Origin of the sequence: Paracoccus contaminans, assembly GCF_002105555.1 — a bacterium.
Classification (GTDB): Bacteria; Pseudomonadota; Alphaproteobacteria; order Rhodobacterales; family Rhodobacteraceae; genus Paracoccus; species Paracoccus contaminans.
Genome location: NZ_CP020612.1, coordinates 274,574 through 291,902 on the forward strand (window position 1 = coordinate 274,574; position 17,329 = coordinate 291,902).

General features: G+C 65.8%; 21 protein-coding genes. All 21 read right to left on the minus strand.

Annotated features, from left to right (window positions below; genetic code table 11):
- Positions 1–12 precede the first annotated feature (12 nt).
- On the minus strand, positions 13–1,578 hold the full coding sequence (locus B0A89_RS01330; RefSeq protein ID WP_085376597.1) for an NADH-quinone oxidoreductase subunit M: 1,566 nt from the start codon (positions 1,576–1,578) through the stop codon (positions 13–15).
- 1 nt (position 1,579) lies between these two features.
- Complete coding sequence (gene nuoL, locus B0A89_RS01335; protein WP_085376598.1) at positions 1,580–3,817, minus strand: NADH-quinone oxidoreductase subunit L; 2,238 nt, start codon at positions 3,815–3,817, stop codon at positions 1,580–1,582.
- Positions 3,818–3,821: 4 nt separating this feature from the next.
- Positions 3,822–4,127 carry an NADH-quinone oxidoreductase subunit NuoK gene (nuoK, locus tag B0A89_RS01340; RefSeq protein WP_085376599.1) on the minus strand — a complete coding sequence of 102 codons (306 nt, stop codon included), beginning with the start codon at positions 4,125–4,127 and terminating at the stop codon, positions 3,822–3,824.
- Between the two features lie 133 nt (positions 4,128–4,260).
- Positions 4,261–4,764, minus strand: coding sequence for a hypothetical protein (locus B0A89_RS01345; protein WP_157115207.1), 504 nt, complete (start codon positions 4,762–4,764; stop codon positions 4,261–4,263).
- Entirely contained in the window at positions 4,761–5,363 is a 603-nt protein-coding gene (locus B0A89_RS01350; protein ID WP_085376601.1) for an NADH-quinone oxidoreductase subunit J, read from the minus strand. The genes B0A89_RS01345 and B0A89_RS01350 overlap by 4 nt, the downstream gene beginning before the upstream one ends.
- Positions 5,360–5,767 carry a carboxymuconolactone decarboxylase family protein gene (locus B0A89_RS01355; RefSeq protein ID WP_085376602.1) on the minus strand — a complete coding sequence of 136 codons (408 nt, stop codon included), beginning with the start codon at positions 5,765–5,767 and terminating at the stop codon, positions 5,360–5,362. The genes B0A89_RS01350 and B0A89_RS01355 overlap by 4 nt, the downstream gene beginning before the upstream one ends.
- Complete coding sequence (nuoI, locus tag B0A89_RS01360; RefSeq protein WP_085376603.1) at positions 5,764–6,255, minus strand: NADH-quinone oxidoreductase subunit NuoI; 492 nt, start codon at positions 6,253–6,255, stop codon at positions 5,764–5,766. Before nuoI ends, B0A89_RS01355 begins: the two co-directional genes overlap by 4 nt.
- Position 6,256: 1 nt before the next feature.
- Complete coding sequence (locus B0A89_RS14505; RefSeq protein ID WP_157115208.1) at positions 6,257–6,436, minus strand: hypothetical protein; 180 nt, start codon at positions 6,434–6,436, stop codon at positions 6,257–6,259.
- The gene (nuoH, locus tag B0A89_RS01365; protein ID WP_085376604.1) at positions 6,436–7,500 is read right to left on the minus strand and encodes an NADH-quinone oxidoreductase subunit NuoH; all 1,065 of its coding nucleotides are present in this window, start codon (positions 7,498–7,500) and stop codon (positions 6,436–6,438) included. Before nuoH ends, B0A89_RS14505 begins: the two co-directional genes overlap by 1 nt.
- Positions 7,501–7,518: 18 nt before the next feature.
- On the minus strand, positions 7,519–8,295 hold the full coding sequence (locus B0A89_RS01370) for a hypothetical protein (RefSeq protein WP_085376605.1): 777 nt from the start codon (positions 8,293–8,295) through the stop codon (positions 7,519–7,521).
- A gap of 3 nt (positions 8,296–8,298) precedes the next feature.
- Complete coding sequence (gene nuoG, locus B0A89_RS01375; RefSeq protein WP_085376606.1) at positions 8,299–10,320, minus strand: NADH-quinone oxidoreductase subunit NuoG; 2,022 nt, start codon at positions 10,318–10,320, stop codon at positions 8,299–8,301.
- 16 nt (positions 10,321–10,336) lie between these two features.
- Positions 10,337–10,747: a hypothetical protein gene (locus B0A89_RS01380; RefSeq protein WP_085376607.1), complete on the minus strand. Its 411-nt coding sequence runs from the start codon at positions 10,745–10,747 to the stop codon at positions 10,337–10,339.
- Complete coding sequence (locus B0A89_RS01385; protein ID WP_240558588.1) at positions 10,744–11,151, minus strand: DUF5333 domain-containing protein; 408 nt, start codon at positions 11,149–11,151, stop codon at positions 10,744–10,746. Before B0A89_RS01385 ends, B0A89_RS01380 begins: the two co-directional genes overlap by 4 nt.
- 83 nt (positions 11,152–11,234) lie before the next feature.
- Positions 11,235–12,530: an NADH-quinone oxidoreductase subunit NuoF gene (nuoF, locus tag B0A89_RS01390; RefSeq protein WP_085376608.1), complete on the minus strand. Its 1,296-nt coding sequence runs from the start codon at positions 12,528–12,530 to the stop codon at positions 11,235–11,237.
- Positions 12,531–12,542: 12 nt separating this feature from the next.
- Positions 12,543–12,773 (minus strand): DUF5337 family protein, encoded by a 231-nt coding sequence (locus B0A89_RS01395; protein ID WP_085376609.1) that lies wholly within the window; start codon positions 12,771–12,773, stop codon positions 12,543–12,545.
- Positions 12,770–13,429, minus strand: coding sequence for a hypothetical protein (locus tag B0A89_RS01400; RefSeq protein ID WP_085376610.1), 660 nt, complete (start codon positions 13,427–13,429; stop codon positions 12,770–12,772). Before B0A89_RS01400 ends, B0A89_RS01395 begins: the two co-directional genes overlap by 4 nt.
- A 24-nt stretch (positions 13,430–13,453) precedes the next feature.
- The gene (gene nuoE / locus B0A89_RS01405) at positions 13,454–14,329 is read right to left on the minus strand and encodes an NADH-quinone oxidoreductase subunit NuoE (protein WP_085376611.1); all 876 of its coding nucleotides are present in this window, start codon (positions 14,327–14,329) and stop codon (positions 13,454–13,456) included.
- Between the two features lie 67 nt (positions 14,330–14,396).
- Positions 14,397–15,638, minus strand: coding sequence for an NADH-quinone oxidoreductase subunit D (locus B0A89_RS01410; RefSeq protein ID WP_085376612.1), 1,242 nt, complete (start codon positions 15,636–15,638; stop codon positions 14,397–14,399).
- Positions 15,635–16,282, minus strand: a complete 648-nt coding sequence (locus B0A89_RS01415; RefSeq protein ID WP_085376613.1) for an NADH-quinone oxidoreductase subunit C — start codon at positions 16,280–16,282, stop codon at positions 15,635–15,637. Before B0A89_RS01415 ends, B0A89_RS01410 begins: the two co-directional genes overlap by 4 nt.
- 5 nt (positions 16,283–16,287) lie before the next feature.
- Positions 16,288–16,923 carry a NuoB/complex I 20 kDa subunit family protein gene (locus B0A89_RS01420; protein WP_240558589.1) on the minus strand — a complete coding sequence of 212 codons (636 nt, stop codon included), beginning with the start codon at positions 16,921–16,923 and terminating at the stop codon, positions 16,288–16,290.
- The gene (locus B0A89_RS01425; RefSeq protein ID WP_085376614.1) at positions 16,914–17,279 is read right to left on the minus strand and encodes an NADH-quinone oxidoreductase subunit A; all 366 of its coding nucleotides are present in this window, start codon (positions 17,277–17,279) and stop codon (positions 16,914–16,916) included. Before B0A89_RS01425 ends, B0A89_RS01420 begins: the two co-directional genes overlap by 10 nt.
- Positions 17,280–17,329 lie beyond the last annotated feature (50 nt).

The window sequence follows — 17,329 nt, forward strand, 5'->3', positions numbered from 1 at the left end:
CGGCGGACTTTCTCAGTGGCTGGCAACCGGGGCGGCGGCGATCTGCGTCGCCCCCGCCGCAGGCGGCAAGCTGGAATGATAATCGTTCAGCAGGGCGGCAACCGCCGGGCCGGTCAGATCGGTCACGGCGCGCGGATACACGCCCAGCAGGATCGTCATGGCGATCAGCGGGACAAAGATCCAGCGCTCCCGCGGCGTCATCTCGGTGATCGAGGCAAGGCTTTCGCGGACCAGCGGCCCAAGTGCCACGCGGCGATAAAGCCACAGCCCGTATGAGGCCGACAGGATCACCCCCGCAGTCGCCACGACCGCGACCCAGGTGTTCACCCGGAAGGCGCCGAGGATCGTCAGGAATTCGCCCACGAAACCTGAGGTGCCGGGCAGGCCGACATTGGCCATCGTGAAGAACAGGAAGACGAGCGCGTAAAGCGGCATCCGGTTCACCAGCCCGCCATAGGCCGCAATCTCGCGCGTGTGCATGCGGTCATAGATCACCCCGACCAGCAGGAACAGCGCACCCGACACGAAGCCGTGCGACAGCATCTGGAAGATCGCACCCTCGACCCCTGGCTGGTTGGCCGCAAAGATCCCGAGCGTCACATAGCCCATATGCGCCACCGAGGAATAGGCGATCAGCTTTTTCATGTCGCTCTGCGCCAGGGCGACAAGGCTGGTATAGACGATGGCAATGGCCGACAGCCAGAAAACCACCGGCTGGGCGATGGCCGCCGCCTGCGGGAACATCGGCAGGCTGAAGCGCAGGAACCCGTATCCCCCCATCTTCAGCAGCACCGCCGCCAGCAGCACCGAGGCCGCAGTCGGGGCCTGCACATGCGCATCGGGCAGCCAGGTATGAACCGGCCACATCGGCATCTTGACCGCGAAGCTGGCAAAGAAGGCCAGGAACAGCAGCATTTGCATCCCGCCCAGCAGATAGGTGCCGAAGACGGGGATCGGCTCGCTGGGAAAGTCAAAGGCCATCAGCGCCGGAATGTCGGTGGTGCCCGCCATCCGATACATCGCCACCATCGCCACCAGCATCAGGACCGAGCCGAGGAAGGTGTAGAGGAAGAACTTGAAGGCCGCATAGATGCGGTCCTTGCCGCCCCAGATCCCGATGATCAGGAACATGGGGATCAGCCCGGCTTCGAAGAACAGGTAGAACAGGATCAGATCCAGCGCGACGAAGACACCGATCATCAACCCTTCCAGCACGAGGAAGGCGATCATGTAGTCCTTGGCGCGGTCGTTCATCTGCCAGGTGGACAGGATCACCAGCGGCATCAGGGCCGTGGTCAGCATCACGAACAGGATCGAGATACCGTCGACGCCCAGCTTGTAGCGCAGGCCCATGATCCAAGGCTTGTCCTCGACCAGCTGAAAGCCGGTGTCCTGCGGGTTGAACCCGGCCAGCACCAGACAGCTGATCGCGAAGGTCGCCACCGTGGCCACCAGCGCCAGCCAGCGCGCATTGCGGGCCGCGGCCTCGTCATTGCCGCGCAGGAACAGCGCCAGCACCAACGCCGCCACGATCGGCAGGAAGGTGATGATGGACAATAGCGGGTAAGTGGTCGTCATCTCAGTTCATGCCCCGCGCCATCACCCAGATCAGCAGGCCCACGAGGCCCAGCACCATGCCGAACGCATAGTGGAACAGATAGCCCGACTGAACCCGCCCGGCAAAGCGCGTCATCCGCGGCACCAGCCCCATCGCCACGCCGTTGATCGCGCCATCGATCGTCCGCCCGTCGCCTCCGGTCCACAAGGCCCGGCCAAGCCAGCGCGCGGTGCGCACGAAAACGGCGTCATAGACTTCGTCGAAATACCACTTGTTCAGCAGGAAGCGATACAGCGGGCGCTGGATCGCGGCCAGCGCCGCGGCGCTGCCGGGATTGCGGATATACATGACCCAGGCCACGGCCAGCCCCGCCAGCATGGCAAAGAAAGGCGCAACCTTGACCCAGACCGGGGCATGATGCGCCGCGTCCAGAACGTGGTTGTCAGGGTGCATGTAGATTGCCCCGCCCACCGGCGCGGGCAGATCATGCCCTGCGGCGCCGCTGTCATGGCCCGCCTCAGCGCCCTCGCCCGCCGGCTGCACGGCATCGGCATGGACCGGGCCGGCCGCCGCCGTCCCCTCGGGGGCTGCGGCATGATCGGCCGCGGGGGCACCTTCCGCGGCAGCATGGACATCATGGCCCATGTGGAAGAACTGCGCCATGCGTTCGTGATCGCCAAAGAACTGGTTATACCAGACCATCCCCGAAAAGACCGCGCCCACGGCCAGCGCCGCCAGCGGGACGAGCATCACCGCCGGGCTTTCATGCGCATGCTCATGAGCGTGCAGACCGCCGTGGTGGTGGTCGTCATGGCCATGCGCCGCATGCCCGTGTTCCTGGGGTTGCACCTCCTCCTCGGCCTTGACCTCGGCATCCCATACCTGCTGCGGACGCGGCGCGCCCCAGAAGGTAAGGAACATCAGGCGCCAGGAATAGAAGCTGGTGAACATCGCCGCGATGACCAGCAGCCAGAAGGCATAGGCATGGCCCGAGCCATAGGCGCTTTCGATCACGGCATCCTTGGACAGGAAGCCGGCAAAGCCGATGGTGGTTAGCGGAATGCCGACGCCCGTGATCGCCAGCGTGCCGATCAGCATCGCCCAGAAGGTCAGCGGGATCTTCTTGCGCAGGCCGCCATAGTTCCGCAGGTCCTGTTCGTGGTGCATCGCATGGATGACCGAACCGGCGCCCAGGAACAGCATCGCCTTGAAGAAGGCATGCGTCAGCAGGTGGAACATGGCAACGGAATAGACGCCAACTCCGGCGGCGACGAACATGTAGCCCAGCTGCGAACAGGTCGAATAGGCGATCACGCGCTTGATGTCGTTCTGGACCAGCCCCACGGTGGCGGCAAAGAAGGCCGTGCAGGCGCCGACCAGCACGATGAAGTTCTTGGCGTCGGGCGCGAATTCATACAGCGGCGACATGCGGCAGACGAGGAACACCCCCGCCGTCACCATGGTCGCGGCATGGATCAGGGCCGATACCGGGGTCGGGCCTTCCATTGCGTCGGGCAGCCAAGTGTGCAGGCCAAGCTGCGCCGACTTGCCCATCGCGCCGATGAACAGCAGCACGCCCAGCAGGTTGGCGGCATTCCACGTCGTCCACAGGAACGGCAGCTCGGTCTGGGCGATCTGCGGAACCTGGGCGAAGATCTCGTCAAAGCGGATCGTGCCGGTCAGCCAGAAGATGCCGAAAATCCCCAGCAGAAAGCCAAAATCCCCCACCCGGTTGACGATGAAGGCCTTCATCGCCGCCGCATTGGCACTGGGCTTTCTGTAGTAGAAGCCGATCAGCAGATAGGAGGCGACGCCCACCCCTTCCCAGCCGAAGAACATCTGGAGCAGGTTGTCGGCCGTCACCAGCATCAGCATCGCGAAGGTGAAGAACGACAGATAAGCGAAGAAGCGCGCCCGGTAAGGCTCGTCCTCGGCCCAGTTGTCGTCATGGGCCATGTAGCCCATCGAATAAAGATGAACGAGCGCCGACACCGAGGTGACCACGATCAGCATGATCGCCGTCAGCCGGTCCAGCCGGATCGCCCATTCGGCGCGGAAATCGCCCGTGACCACCCAATCCATGACGGGGATGTGCCGCGTGGTGCCGTCAAAGCCCAGGAACAGGATCCAGGACATCACGCAGGCTGCGAACAGAATGGCGGTCGTCAGAACCTGCGCGCCTTTTTCCGAGATTACCCGCCAGCCGAAACCAGCGATGATCGAGGCCGCGAACGGGGCGAGGACGATGAACTTTTCCATGCTCTCAACCCTTCATCACGTTGACGTCTTCGACTTCGATCGTGCCGCGGTTGCGGAAGAACACGACCAGAATCGCCAGTCCGATCGCCGCCTCAGCCGCGGCGACGGTCAGGACGAACATCGTGAAGACCTGCCCCGCCAGATCGCCCAGATGCGAGGAAAAGGCGACAAAGTTGATATTGACCGACAGCAGGATCAGTTCGATCGACATCAGGATGACGATGACGTTCTTGCGGTTGACGAAGATGCCGAACACGCCGGTGACGAACAGAATCGCCCCGACGATGAGGTAATGGGTCAGTCCGATCATTCGCTTCGTCCCTCTTCCGGTCCGTGTCCCCGGTTGTCGTCTTGGCGCGACTCTCTCGCGCAGGTCTTAGATCACGCCGCCTGAATAGAACAGCGGGCAACAGAATTCGGCCGGATGACGATCTTGCATCAGGCTACCGCGCAGTCACGTACGGTGCCTTGCCGCCCCGCAGATCGGGGTAAAAGGCCGCGCATCCACAGCTTTCCGTCCCCGGCCTGTCGGCGGCCATCGTCGAGATGGGATTGCGTCGAGCGAGCTGGTCAAGCGCGGCCAGATCCTTGACCCGGCCCGCCAGCAAAATCTTGCGGACCGTCTCGACCTCCTTGGCTCGATCTGGCCCCTTGACTTCGCCGGCATCGGTGTAGCCGATGCGCGACTTGGTCAGATCAAGGGTTGCCCCCGTCCGGCAGTCCTCGACCTGGTAGTACGATCCAAAGCCTTGCGGTACGCCATAACCGCCGGCACGGCCGACCATTCCATTCGACAATTTTTCGTCAGGCCCAGCACCTGACTCAATGTCTTGAAACCCGCAGTGCGGCAGGTCGGGGGACAGCGATGGCGCGGCGTCCTCTTGAGAGCCAACGCACGCCGCCAAGCCCGAAATTGCGCCCAGTGCCATGGCCACCGCCAGCTTCACAGCCCCTGCCCCGGCTTCGGGTTGGTCATCCGCATCGCCTTCTTCGGATCGCGCCACATCTGCTGCAGCACGTCCTGCCGCTTGATGTCGCGGCGGTGGCGCAGGGTCAGTAGGATCGCCCCGATCATCGCGACCAGCAGGATCAGCCCTGACAGCTGGAAGGGCAGCAGGTAGCGGTCATACAGCACGGCGCCGATCGCATGGGTGTTGATCGTGTTGGCGATGATGGGCGCCACGCGCGCATCCGCCGCCGTGTCGGCCGACTGCCAGGCCCCGAAGGCGATCCCCAGCATCGCCAGAACCACCAGCCCCATCAGCAGACCCAGCGGCAGATAGCGCGCCAGCTCGCCCTTGAGCTCGGCAAAGTCGATGTCCAGCATCATGACGACGAACAGGAACAGCACCGCCACCGCCCCGACATAGACGATGATCAGCAGCATGGCCACGAACTCGGCCCCCTGCAGGACGAAAAGACCCGCTGCGGACAGGAAGGCAAGGATCAGCCACAGCACCGAATGGACCGGGTTGCGCGAGATGACCACCATGAAGCCGGACACCACCACGCACAGCGCGAACAGATAGAATGAAAAGGTGATCATCCCTGGTCTTCCTCTTCGGCGAATACCGACTGCGCCAGATCAAGCGCCTTCTGCATGGCGGGCACGCCCCCGAACATGCTCATCTGCCAGATCGTCTCGGCGATCTCGCGCTGGGTCGCGCCGGCCTGGCGCGCGTGGCGCACGGCAAGGCGCAGCTGCGGCTCGGCCGCCCCGCCCTGAACGGTCAGCGCGCCGATCGTCAGCAGCAGGCGCGTCTTGGCGTCCAGCCCCTCGCGGTTGAAGGTGCGGCCGAACCACATCTCCATCATGTCGGCGGACATGGTGGGGATCAGCTTTTCAAAGGCGCGGGGATCGAAATTCTCGAGCCCCGGATTGAAGGCGCGCGCCATCTCCTGCCCCGAGGCGAGCATCTGGGAAAAGAGCCTGGCGAAACCGTCGCTCATCGATAGGGCGCGTCCACCTGAAGGTTGCGGGCGATCACGGATTCCCACTGCTCGCCATTGGCCAGCAGCTTTTCCTTGTCGTAGAACAGCTCCTCGCGCGTCTCGGTCGCAAATTCGAGATTGGGGCTTTCGACGATCGCATCGACCGGGCATGCCTCCTGGCAAAAACCGCAATAGATGCATTTGGTCATGTCGATGTCATAGCGCGTGGTGCGGCGGCTGCCGTCCTCCCGCGGCTCGGCGTCGATGGTGATCGCCTGGGCCGGGCAGATCGCCTCGCACAGCTTGCAGGCGATGCAGCGTTCCTCGCCCGACGGGTAGCGGCGCAGGGCATGTTCACCCCGGAAACGGGGCGACAGGGGGCCGCGTTCATGCGGATAGTTGATCGTCGCCTTGGGGGCGAAGAAATACTTCATCCCCAGGCCGAAGCCCTTGATGAAATCCCACAGCAGGAAATACTTGGTCGCGCGGACCAGATCGACGGCCATATCAGGCGGTTCCCTCTTCGTCCGCATAGCGGTCCATCGCGGCGACGATCAGCCGCTTGGCGGCGCTGTCCTGCGGCAGGCCGGCCTGCGCCAGCGCCTCGACGATGAACTGTGCCAGCGTCGCCTTGTCGGTTTCCGAGGCTGCGCCCAGTGCGGCGGCGAATTCCTTGACGGCCATCATCAGCCTCCTGTCATGGTGGCGCCGATCGGCACCAGGTGATCCCAACGCGCCCATGCGCCGCCCAGCACCTGAAAGCGGGCAAGGAACGCGACCAGCACGACCCAGGCCAGCGACAGCGGCAGGAAGACTTTCCAGCCGACTCGCATGAGCTGGTCATAGCGATAGCGCGGCACGATCGCCTTCACCATCGCGAACATGAAGAACCAGACCCACATCTTCAGCACCATCCACAGCGCCCCATCGGGCAGGCCGGGAATCGGCGAGAGCCAGCCGCCGAAGAACAGGATCGAGATCAGCGCGCACATCAGGAAGATGGCGATGTATTCACCCGCCATGTAGAGCAGGTAGGGCGTCGAGGAATATTCGACCATATGCCCGGCGACCAGTTCGGATTCCGCCTCGGACAGATCGAAGGGCGGGCGGTTCGTCTCGGCCAGCGCGCTGACGAAGAACAGCACCAGCATCGGCAGATGCGGCAGCCAGTACCAATTGAACAGCCCGTATCCGCCGCGCTGGCTTTCCACGATGCCCGACAGGTTCATCGTCCCCGCCGAAATGATGACGCCGATGATGATGAGGCCCAGCGAAACCTCGTATGAGATCATCTGCGCGGCCGAACGCAGCGAGGCGAGGAAGGGGTATTTCGAGTTCGACGCCCAGCCACCCATGATGACGCCATAAACCTCGAGCGAGGAGACGGCGAAGATGAACAGCACGCCCACGTTGATGTTGGCCATGACCCAGCCGGGTGCGAAGGGCACCACCACCCAGGCCAGCATCGCCAGCATCATCGACAGGAACGGCGCAAGGAAGAAGACGAACTTGTCGGCCCCCGCCGGGACGACGATTTCCTTGACGACGTATTTCAGCGCGTCGGCCACCGATTGCAGCAGGCCCCACGGCCCGACGACGTTCGGGCCGCGCCGCATCTGGACCGCCGCCCAGACCTTGCGGTCGCCATAGACCAGGAACAGCAGCGAGATCATCACGAAGGCGATGATCGCGAGCCCTTGCGCCAGCAGGATGACCGCGGTTCCCAGAGGGGATGCGAAGAATTCAGCCATGCTTGTCCAGTCCCCTCGTCACGCGGCGGGAATGCCGCGATCCTTGCAGCTCTGCAAGGTCTGATTGGTTTCCATCACCCGCAAGCCCATCGGCTTCTTGTCGGACAGGGTGAAGACCGATCCGACCTGCAAGGTGCCGCCGCCCTTGTTCTGCAGGGTGCGGATGTGGCGACCATAATGCCTGCCCTGCGCCTTGGCCCAGCCGGCAAGCGCGCAGGTGGCATAGGCAAAGGCGAGGTCCGCGTCCACCCCCGGCTTGAGCCTGGCCGACACCTCGACCAGCTCGCCCGACTTGTCCCCGCTGAGCGGCCGGACCAGCGCACCGCCGAAATTCTCCGGCTTGGCCTTGAAGCCGGCCGGAAAGTCCGGCAGCGCCGGCCGGGTGCGGGCCGCGAATGCCTCGAGCGCCTTTTCCTGCTCGGTCGGCACGCGCGGCTTTTCGGGGGCCACGATGTCGAAGTTCGCCACATCCGCCGGCGACAGCTTGAGGCCCAGATTGGCCGAAAGGGCGTTCAGCTCCTGCTCGGTGACCTCAAAGGCATCGCGCCCCGAGGGGCTGTCCAGCGCCACCGTGCTGACCGAGCCGTCCGGCTCGAGGATCAGGATATCGCCGGACTTGGTGGAAACGCTGGCCCGCGACAGGCGCGGCCCGGCCGGGGCGCGGTTCACGACCTTGACATTGACCTGCTCGGGCTTGGGCCGGGGCGGCGTTGCCAGTCCCTTGCCGCCGGGCGCGCAAGCGCCGAGCGCGGCCAGCGCCGCCGCCCCGATCAGCAGGCTCAGACGGCCCCGCATCGCCTACTGCGCCGCCATCAGCCCGGCGCGCCGGTCCGCGGCCATGGCCGACAATTCGGCCATCAGCGGCGAGGATCGCGCGATCGGGTTGGTCATGTAGAAATCCGCCACCGCGTTGCGGAAGCTGGCTTGCCCCAGGGGACCGGCATCCAGCGGCGACCACTGGTTTTCGGGCACCGTGTCGATCTGCGCCAGATGCGGCACGGCCTCGATCAGCGCGCGCCGCAGCTGGGCGAGGCTGTCCCAGGGCTGGGTGCGGCCCACCCGCGCGGAAAGCGCGCGCAGGATGGCCCAGTTCTCCTTGGCTTCGCCGGGGGCGAAATTGGCGCGCATCGCCAGTTGCGGCCGCCCTTCCGTGTTCACGAAAAGGCCGTTTTCCTCGGTATAGCAGGCACCCGGCAGGATCACATCGGCGCGGTGCGCGCCGCGGTCGCCATGGCTGCCCTGATAGATCACGAAGGCGCCGGGCGCGATGTCAACCTCGTCGGCGCCAAGGCTGTAGATCACCTCGGCCCCGTTCACGGCGGCCTCCAGGCCGCCTTCGGTCACCGCGCCCACATCCATCGCGCCGACCCGCGCGGCGGCACTGTGCAGGATCAGCAGCGTGCTGTTGGAATTCTGCGCCAGCCGCATGGCATGGCCCAGAACCGCAGCCCCATCCGCCTCGCGGATGGCGCCCTGCCCGACGATCACCACCGACGGCTTGTCGCGGGTTTCCTGGGAAATCTCGCGCGAGGACAGGCTTTCCAGCGCCGCCCGGTCGGCCCCGACATGGGCATAGTCATAGGTCAGATCGACGGACTCGCCCACCAGCCCGATCCGCGCGCCCCGCATCCAGGCCTTGCGGATGCGGGCGTTCAGGACCGGCGCCTCGACCCGCGGGTTGGTGCCGATCAACTGGATCATCGCCGCATTGTCGATGTCCTCGATCCGCGCGGTGCCGACATAGCCGGACCGGTTCCCGGCCGGCAGCCGCGCACCGTCCGTGCGGCATTCGACCGTGCCGCCCAGCCCCTCGACCAGATGCTTCAGCGCGAACACCGCCTCGACCGGGGCCAGATCGCCGATCAGCCCCGCGACCTTGCGGCCCTGCATCGCCCGGGCCGCGACCGACAGCGCCTCGTCCCACGACGCCGGGCGCAACCGGCCGTTTTCGCGCACATAGGGCCGGTCCAGCCGCTGGCGGCGCAGCCCGTCCCAGACAAAGCGCGTCTTGTCGGAAATCCACTCCTCGTTCACGCCGTCATGGTTGCGCGGCAGGATGCGCATCACTTCGCGCCCCTTGGTGTCGATGCGGATGTTCGATCCCAGCGCATCCATGACGTCGATGGATTCGGTCTTGGTCAGTTCCCAGGGGCGGGCGGTGAAGGCATAGGGCTTGCTGACCAGCGCGCCGACCGGGCACAGGTCGATGATGTTGCCCTGAAGGTTGGAATCGAGCGTCAGGCCCAGATAGGTGGTGATCTCGCTGTCCTCGCCCCGGCCGGTCTGGCCCATCTGGGCAATGCCCGCGACCTCGGTGGTGAAGCGAACGCAGCGCGTGCAGCTGATGCAGCGCGTCATATGCGTCTCGACCAGCGGGCCGAGATTGAGGTCGTCCGCCGCCCGCTTGGGCTCGCGGTAGCGGCTGAAATCGACGCCGTAAGCCATCGCCTGGTCCTGCAGGTCGCATTCGCCGCCCTGATCGCAGATCGGGCAGTCGAGCGGATGGTTGATCAGCAGGAACTCCATCACCCCTTCGCGGGCGTTGCGCACCATCGGGCTGTTGGTGCGGATCTCGCTGGGCGCGCCATCGGGACCGGGGCGCAGATCCTTGACCTGCATGGCGCAGCTTGCCGCGGGCTTGGGCGGGCCGCCGACCACCTCGACCAGGCACATCCGGCAATTGCCCGCGATCGACAGCCGTTCGTGATAGCAAAAACGCGGCACCTCGATCCCCGCCTGCTCGCAGGCTTGGATGAGCGTCAGGTTGGGATCGACCTCGATCAGTCGGTCGTCGATCTTGATGGTGCGCATATCGCTCATCTTGCGTCCTGTCTGTTCACCTGACCGCCGGGGCCAGCGAAGTGGCGTTGCCGCGGATCGGCAACGGATCGTCCTGCGAATCGGCCTGCACCATCACCATCGGCACCGCCTTGCCCGCGCGGTCAACAATGATCACATCGACCCGCCCGGCCAGCGGATCGCGCGGATCGCGCAGGGTGTTCAAGCCAAAGCCGCGGCCATCCGCGGCGGTGCAGATGACCGCCCTGTCCACGGGCAAACCGCGCAGATAGGGGCGGCCCAGCAGATCGCCCCCGCTCGCCGGCGCGGTTCCCGGCACCTGGCAGCGCGTCCCGGCCGGGGACAGCAGATCGAACCGCACCGTCACATAAGGCGGCGTGGCGGCCAGCGCCGGGGCGGCGGCACCCGCGCAGATCGCAGCGGCCATCAGCGCCCCCAGGCGGCTCATCTCGACACCAGCAGCGATCCGGTGACGGTCCGGGCCGCGATCTCGGCCCGGCCCAGCCGGCAATAGGATTGAGGATCGCCCTTGGCCGCGCCCTTGCGGGTCATGTAATCCTCGGCGATCGCATAGATGCGCTTCTTGTCGGGCTTGCTGTCAAGGAAGGCCTTGATTTCGGCATCAGAATAGCCCTTGTCGCGCGCATAGCGCTGCAGCGCGCGGGCCTGCTGATAGGCAAGCACCAGCCGGCCGTCGATGGTGGGGCATTCACGGCGGATACGGTCGGCGATGCGGGCCGCAATCAAGCGGTCGTTGATGTAACGCTCCTTGGCCAACGGCTCGCGCGCGGCAGCAGGGCCGGCCAGGGCCAGCGTCAGGGCTGCGCCCAGCACGGCCGCAGCCCGCATCATGCCGGCAGCACCGGCCCTGCCCGCAGCTTCGGCACGGATTGGCGCCTGAACCGCCATAGCCCTGCGCTGATGCCCGATCCGCTTCATTCCGCCGCCATCGCCCCCATCCGGCCGGTCCGCTTGGCCTTGATGCGGTCCTCGATTTCCTCGCGGTAATGGCGGATCAGGCCCTGGATCGGCCAGGCGGCCGCGTCGCCCAGGGCGCAGATGGTGTGGCCCTCGACCTGCTTGGTCACGTCCAGCAGCATGTCGATCTCCTCGACCTCGGCCTCGCCGCGAACCAGGCGGTCCATGACGCGCATCATCCAGCCGGTGCCCTCGCGGCAGGGCGTGCACTGGCCGCAGCTTTCATGCTTGAAAAAGGCCGACAGCCGCCAGATCGCCTTCACGATGTCCACCGACTGGTCCATCACGATCATGCAGGCCGTGCCGAAGGACGATTTCAGCTCGCGCATGCCGTCGAAATCCATGATCGCATCCTCGCACAGATGCGCGGGCAGGACCGGGCAGGATGCGCCGCCGGGGATGATCGCCTTGAGGTTCGACCAGCCGCCGCGGATGCCGCCGCCGTGCTTTTCGATCAGCTCGCGCATCGGGATCGACATGGATTCCTCGACCACGCAGGGCGTGTTGACGTGGCCGGTCAGGCCGAACAGCTTGACGCCGGCGTTGTTGGGGCGCCCGAAAGAGGCGAACCACTCCGCCCCGCGGCGCAGGATGGTGGGGACGACGGCGATGGATTCGACGTTGTTCACCGTGGTCGGGCAGCCGTAAAGCCCCGCCCCGGCCGGAAACGGCGGCTTCATCCGGGGCATGCCCTTCTTGCCTTCCAGGCTTTCCAGCAGGGCGGTTTCCTCGCCGCAGATATAGGCGCCGGCGCCGTGATGCAGGAACAGGTCGAAATCCCAACCCGATTTCGCCGCGTTCCGGCCCAGCAGCCCGGCGTCATAGCATTCGTCGATCGCCGCCTGCAGCGCCTCGCGTTCGCGGATATATTCGCCGCGGATATAAATATAAGCCGCATGCGCGCCCATGGCAAAGCTGGCGATCAGCGCGCCCTCGATCAGCGTGTGCGGATCGTGGCGCATGATCTCGCGGTCCTTGCAGGTCGCGGGTTCGGATTCGTCGGCGTTGATCACCAGATAGGCGGGCCGGCCATCGCTTTCCTTGGGCATGAAGGACCACTTCATCCCCGTGGGAAAGCCTGCCCCGCCGCGGCCGCGCAGGCCCGACTTCTTCATCTCGTCGATGATGCCGTCACGGCCGCGGGCGATGATGTCGGCGGTGCCGTCCCAGTGGCCGCGCGCGCGCGCGCCCTTCAGGCTGCGGTCGCCCATGCCGTAGAGGTTGGTGAAGATCCGGTCCTGATCGCTCAGCATCGCGTCGTCGTCCTATCGTTCGCGCGGCGCGCCGTCGCGCCGCCGCCAGATGCGCCAAGTCACCAGCAGCGACCAGACCAGCGCCCCGATCGCCGCAAGATCGGCGAGAAAGGCATATTGCACGGGCCAGCCATAACGCTGCCCCGCCCAGTTCGCCGCCAGCCACAGCAGCATCGCCGCTGCGATCACGCCGCCTGCCAGCCGCATCTGGCCGCCATCGTCGGGGCGGGGGCTGCCGCTCATGCCGGGCCGCCCTGCACGCTATCGGCATGCGCCCTTTCCTGACCGTCCGCAAGCGACCGCTTGCGTTCCGCGCGCAGCCGGCCCGCATCGGTCGTGACAGGGGCGGATAGGGCAGCACCGCCTGCAAGGCTGCCGGCATCAGAGGCGGCAGCATGCGCCACCGCACCAGCCCCGCCGGCATCATGCGGCGGTTCTTTCCCGGCCGGCCATGCGGCTTCGGCGACTTCGGTCGCGGCGCCGGGCCCTGGCTGAGCCTGCTGCGCCCTGCCGGCCCCCGATGCGCTGACCTGCGCACCCGAAACATCAGGCTCGAACGTCACGGCGCGGCGCGGATCGGCCGAGGCACCCTCCGGGGTCTGCCCCATGCCTGCGGGCCTCTGCGGCCGGGCAATGGCAACGCTTGCGGCATCGGGCGTTCCGATCGCCTGCTCGGCTGGGGCGGTCGCCGCGGCTGGTCCAGGCAGGCTTTCCAAGCCTTCCCATGCGGAGCCAGCGCAGAACAACAGCGTCAGCAGCCCGCCTGCCAGCCCGGCAGTCACCAAGCCCAGGAACAGCCCGCCGATCGGCCCTGCCCCGCCATGGCTCAACGCCATCAGCCAGACCAGCAGACCCGCGGCAAGGGCAGCCATCCTGGTATTGCGCGTGCAGTTGCTCATCCCACGGCCCCGCCCTGCAGCCCGCTATTCCGTTGTCCTGGCATCGGCCGGCTGGCCGGCAGGCTCTCGCATCGACGGGGGCCGACCGGCCGAGGTGCCCGCCGCTTCCTGCACGGTGATCCCCGTGGCATCGACCAGGCGTCCGGCGCTCGGCTCCGGCTCGTTCTCGGGGGCGCCGGGCTCGGCTTGCTCGGGCCTCTGCGCCCAGGGGGTCAGGATCGGCACCTCGCCGCCGTCAATGCGCTTGACCGTGTCGCGCAGCCGCACCGCGCGCGCGGCCGAGGCGTTGTAATCCTCGCTGCGCTCGGTCGCCGTCAGGGCCGTCGCACCGCCGAGCGCCTCGGATGAAAAGCGCCCGTTCTGCGGGCCCGGCACCGGCAGTTGCCCCGCCACGAGCGCATCAATCAGCGCCGCCAGCTTCTGCGCCGTCAGATCCTCATAGTAATCCTTGCCGATCTGGACCATGGGCGCGTTGGTGCAGGCGCCCAGGCACTCGACCTCTTCCCAGCTGAAATTGCCGTCGGCCGACAGCGTGTGGGGCGTCGGCGCGATCCGTTCCCGGCAGACAGCGATCAGATCGCCCGCGCCGCAGATCATGCAGGTGGTGGTGCCGCAGATCTGGACATGTGCGATGCGGCCGACCGGATGCAGCTGGAACATGAAATAGAAGGTCGCAACCTCAAGCGCGCGGATGAAGGACATCCCCAGCAGCTCGGCGCAGTATTCGATGGCCGGACGGCTCAGCCAGCCTTCCTGTTCCTGCGCGCGCCACAGCACCGGAATGATGGCGGACTGCTGGCGGCCCTCGGGATATTTGGTCATCTGCGCGCGCGCCCATTCGAGATTGCGGGGCGTGAACGCGAAATCGTCCGGCTGGACGGGGGACAGGCGGCGCAGCATCAGACCAGCACTCCGACAAGGATCATCATGGCGCGGGCACCCGCCTGCGGCCCAGGGACAGCCCCGCTCATCGGTCCACCTCGCCGAACACGATGTCCATCGTGGCGATGATGGCGGACACGTCCGCCAGCATGTGGCCCTTGGCCATCCAGTCCATCGACTGAAGATGCAGGAAGCCCGGCGCGCGCAGCTTGGCGCGCCACGGCTTGTTGGTGCCGTCGCTGACCAGATAGACGCCGAATTCGCCCTTGGGGGCCTCGACAGCGGCATAGACCTCGCCGGCAGGAACCTTGAAGCCTTCGGTGTAAAGCTTGAAGTGGTGGATCAGGCTTTCCATGTCGCGCTTCATGTCGGCGCGGCGCGGCGGGGTCAGCTTGCCGCGCGCCAGAACGTCGCCCGCAGGCTCCGCCTTCAGCTTGGCGACGGCCTGGCGGATGATGCGGGTGGACTGGCGCATCTCCTCCATCCGGCACAGATAGCGGTCATAGCAATCGCCATTGGTGCCGACCGGCACCTCGAAATCGAATTCGTCATAGCATTCGTAAGGCTGGCTGCGCCGCAGATCCCAGGCCAGGCCCGATCCGCGCACCATCACCCCCGAATAGCCCCAGTCAAGGCAGTCCTGTTCCTTGGCGACCCCGATATCCACCGTCCGCTGCTTGAAGATGCGGTTCTCGGTGATCAGCGTGTCCAGATCGTTGATGACGCGCGGGAAATGAACCGCCCAGTCGTCGATGTCGTCCAGCAGCGCGGGGGGCAGATCCTGATGGACGCCGCCGGGGCGGAAATAGGCCGCGTGCAGGCGCGCCCCCGATGCGCGTTCATAGAACACCATCAGCTTTTCGCGTTCCTCGAACCCCCACAAAGGCGGGGTCAGCGCGCCCACATCCATCGCGCCCGTGGTCACGTTCAGCAGGTGGTTCAGAATCCGGCTGATTTCGGAATACAGCACGCGGATCAGGCTGGCCCGGCGCGGAATCTCGGTGCCGGTCATCCGTTCGATCGCCAGGCACCAGGCATGTTCCTGGTTCATCGGCGCCACATAGTCCAGCCGGTCCAGATAGGGCAGGTTCTGCAGATAGGTCCGCGATTCCATCAGCTTTTCGGTGCCGCGATGCAGCAGGCCGATATGGGGGTCGGCGCGCTCGACGATCTCGCCGTCAAGCTCCAGCACCATGCGCAGCACGCCATGCGCGGCAGGGTGCTGGGGGCCGAAGTTGATGTTGAAGTTGCGGATCCTCTGCTCGCCCGTCAGCGCATCGACCGAGCCGTCGTCATAGAGGTTGTCGCGGATGTCGCCGTCCATCATTTCTTGCCCTCTGCCGTCACGCCGGTCGTGGCCGGGGCCTTTTCATCGCCTGGCAGGATGTATTTCGCCCCCTCCCACGGGGAAAGGAAATCGAACTGCCGGTATTCCTGAACAAGGCGCACGGGTTCATAGACGACGCGCTTTTCGGAATCGTCCCAGCGGACCTCGACATAGCCGGTGGTTGGAAAATCCTTGCGCAGCGGGTATCCGCGAAAGCCATAGTCGGTCAGGATGCGCCGCAGGTCGGGATGGCCCGAGAACATGATCCCGAACATGTCGAAGACCTCGCGCTCGAACCAGTTGGCCGAGGGCATGACCCCGGTCAGCGAAGGAACCAGCTCGCCCTCGCGCACCGCGGCCTTCAGCCGGATGCGCTGGTTGGTGTACATCGACAGGAACTGCCAGACCATGTCAAAGCGCGCGGGCCGTTCGGGATTGTCCACCGCCGTGATGTCCACCAGCGTGGAAAAGCGGCATGCCGGATCGGCGGCCAGCGCCCTCACCAGCGGCACGACGGCCGCCGCGTGAATGGCAAGCGTCAGCTCGCCGAACTGCACGTCAGCGGACAGGACGGCATTGGCATGCTGCGCGGCCAGCAGATCGCCCAGCTCGGTCAGCGCGGCGGTGTCGGGATAGACGGCCATTGCGATCACCTCACCAGCGTGCCGGTGCGGCGGATGCGCCGCTGCAATTGCAGGATGCCATACAGCAGCGCCTCTGCCGTGGGCGGGCAGCCGGGCACATAGATATCCACCGGCACGATGCGGTCGCAGCCGCGCACCACCGAATAGCTGTAATGGTAATACCCCCCGCCATTGGCGCAGGAGCCCATCGAGATGACATAGCGCGGCTCGGGCATCTGGTCATAGACCTTGCGCAGCGCCGGGGCCATCTTGTTGGTCAGCGTGCCCGCCACGATCATCAGGTCGGACTGGCGCGGCGAGGCGCGGGGCGCCGTGCCGAAGCGTTCCAGATCATAGCGGGGCATCGAGGTGTGCATCATCTCGACCGCGCAGCAGGCCAGGCCGAAGGTCATCCAGTGCAGCGAGCCATTGCGCGCCCAGTTGATGATGTCCTCGGTCGTGGTCAGCAGGAAACCCTTGTCCTGCAATTCGCGGTTGAGCGCCTGGGTGGCGACATCGCGATCGGCGCCGGCCGCATTCGGCCCCGTGGAAACCCCCGAGGCTTCGGGAAAGATCAGCCCCGACTGCACGCCGGTGGGATGCCCGCCATGATGGGCCGGCCCCGCGCCGCCCACCCGTCCGGTCTTGTCCATCACGCCCATTCCAGCGCACCTTTCCGCCATTCATAGGCAAAGCCGACCGTCAGCACGCCGAGGAAGACCATCATCGACCAGAAGGCCACATCCGTCAGGGTCGGAAAGCTGACCGCCCAGGGAAACAGGAACGCCACCTCGAGGTCGAAGATGATGAACAGGATCGACACCAGATAGAAGCGCACGTCGAACTTCATCCGCGCATCGTCAAAGGCGTTGAAGCCGCATTCATAGGCGCTGACCTTTTCGGGATCGGGATTGCGCACCGCGATGATCCATGCCGCAAGCACCAGGATGATCGCCAGCGCCGAGGCCATGCCGAGAAAGACCAGGATCGGCAGATATTCGGACAGCAGATACTCCACGAGCGGCTCCCCTGACGGCGGGGAGGGATCCCCGCGTGGCTTGGCTGTGC